The 2,432-nt window shown below is 61.1% G+C and carries 3 protein-coding genes; all 3 read left to right on the top strand.

Annotated elements, in window-relative coordinates:
• Positions 1–987 (top strand): ornithine carbamoyltransferase (gene argF, locus VGL40_08160; GenBank protein ID HEY3315229.1); only part of this gene is annotated, 987 nt, incomplete at its 5' end.
• 20 nt (positions 988–1,007) lie between these two features.
• Complete coding sequence (locus tag VGL40_08155; protein HEY3315228.1) at positions 1,008–1,856, top strand: arginine deiminase family protein; 849 nt, start codon at positions 1,008–1,010, stop codon at positions 1,854–1,856.
• 196 nt (positions 1,857–2,052) lie between these two features.
• Positions 2,053–2,432, top strand: a 380-nt coding sequence (locus tag VGL40_08150) for a carbamate kinase (protein HEY3315227.1), incomplete at its 3' end; no start/stop codon positions are given.

Raw genomic sequence — 2,432 nt, 5'->3', positions numbered from 1 at the left:
CGGCAGACGGCGGCTGGGGCCGACCACCTTAAGGGGGTCATAGGGCAGATGGATGCGCGTTTCAAGGGTCGTGACTTTCTTACTCTTATGGACTTCTCCACGGAGGAAATCACCACCTTCGTCGACACGGCGGCGGAGTTCAAGCGTCTCCGCTCGATGGGGGTCCAGCACGACTATCTCCGTGGGCGCACCGTGGCCATGATTTTCGAGAAGAAGTCGACCCGGACTAGGACTTCGTTCCAGGCGGCCTGTTCCCACCTCGGTATGGACAGCTTCTACCTTCGACCGGACGAGATGCAACTCGGTCGGGGCGAGCCGATCAAGGACACCGCCAGGATCATCGACCGGTACTGCGATGCCCTCGTCATCCGGACCTACGGGCAGAAGATCGTCGAAGAGTTCGCCCAGTATATGAGGAACCCCGTAATCAACGCCCTGACCGACGAGTTTCACCCCTGCCAGGGATTGGCCGATTTGCTGACCATCCGGGAGAAGAAGGGGCGGCTCAAGGGCCTTAAGGTCGCCTACGCCGGGGACATCTGGAACGTCGCTCATACCTGGTTGGTCATCGCCGGGAAGATGGGCATCAACCTGCACATGGTCTATCCCAAGGGGTACGACCCCCGGCCCGACGTGGTTGAGTCGGCCCGCCGGGACGCCAAGCTGAATGGGTCGGAGATCGTCCTGAGCAACAACCTCAAGGAATCGGCCAAGGACTGCGACGTCATTATCGCCAACACGTGGCACAGCATGGGCGGACCCGAGCAGACCAAGGAACAGCGGCTCAAGGACTGGGCGCCGTTCCAGGTGACCAACGACATCATGAAGCTGGCCAAGGAAGACGCCATCTTCATGCACTGCATGCCGGCCTACCGTGGAGAGGAAGTAACGGAGGAGGTTATCGACGGGGCGCAATCGGTGATCATCGACGAGGGTGAGAACCGGATGCACACCGAGAAGGCCGTTTTGGCTTTGGTGATCAGCTGAGCGAAAGGGGAGCGAGGATAGTGGCATACGTCAAAGACTCGTGGTCCAAGCTCGAGCGGGTTCTCCTTTGCCCATCCGACTACTTCAGCTTCCAGCCCATCAACGTCATCACCCGCGCGGCCATGGAGCGTGGGGAAAAAGCCAAGCTCGACGAGTTTAAAAAGGAACAGAAGGAATTCATCCAGGCCTATGAATCAGCCGGGGTAAAGGTTGAGCTGATCAAGGCGCAACCGGACCTCCCGTATATGATCTACGCCCGCGACTTCGGCGCCTGCCTGGCGGAAGGCGCGCTCATCGGCAGCTTCCGCGAGCCCGTCCGCCAAGGCGAGGAGGTCTGGTACGAACGGAAGCTCCGCGAACTCGGTGTGCCGATCATTGGCAAGATCACCCGGGGCTCCCTTGAGGGCGGCGACTTCTGGTTCCTCGACGAATCGACCATCGCTTGGGGCGCGATTGCCCGGAGCACGTCGGAAGGCGTGCAGAACGCGGCCGAAATCCTCCGCCCATACGGATATGAGGTCATTCCCGTCCATTCACCGTCCAGAAACCTCCACCTCGACATGTGCTTCAACATCGTCGCCGAAAGGGTGGCGGTCTTGGCCCCCGACGCCCTGCCGGAATGGTTCCTGAAGATGCTGCGGAAACGCCACTTCGAGCTCATCCCGGTGCCACAGGATGGAGTCTTCAAGCATTACTGCAACATCCAAGCCCTCGGCGACGGCCGGGTCCTGACCTTCGAGGCCAACAAGGATGTCAACCGGTCCCTGAAAGCCCTCGGGCTTGAGGTCATCACCTCCCACCTCGTTGAGATCCTCAAGGGCGGCGGTGGGCCGCACTGCATGACCTTCCCCTTGAAGAGAGCGGATTGACGTCTTCATCGCCCGCGCCGGCCGGCTGAATAGCACCGGGCCTACTGGCGCCGACCAATCTTGCCCCAAGAAACGCGCCCGGGGGCAGGGTTTACCCCTGCCCCCGGACGGTTTTCGCCCTCAGTATTACGACCATTTGCAGCTGTTCTCGCCCGCCCAAGAGGCCGACCAGTTGCTGAAACGGAGGCGGAGTCCGATGCCAGGTTCCCAGACCGTCGAGCCCAATACGATTGTCGTCGCCTTGGGCGGAAACGCCATCCTCCAACCCGGCCAGAAAGGCACGGTGGAGGAGCAGTCGGCCAACGTAGACAAGACATGTCGTCAGATCGCCGAGATGGTGAAGGCCGGTTACCGGGTCGTCATCACCCACGGAAACGGCCCACAAGTCGGCAACATCCTGATTCAGAACGCCGCCGGCCAGGCTCAGGTCCCGTCGTTGCCCATGGACATCTGCGGCGCCGAAAGCCAGGGCCAGATCGGCTACATGATGCAGCAGAGTCTCCAGAACCAACTAAAGGACCTGCGGATGGCCACTCCGGTCGTCAGCCTGGTGACCCAGACCGTGGTCGACGCAAG

This window comes from Bacillota bacterium, assembly GCA_036504675.1.
Classification (GTDB): Bacteria; Bacillota; Sulfobacillia; order JAJYWN01; family JAJZPE01; genus DASXUT01.
The sequence above is the reverse complement of the archived record's forward strand: the minus strand, read 5'-3'. Positions and strand labels throughout refer to the sequence as shown.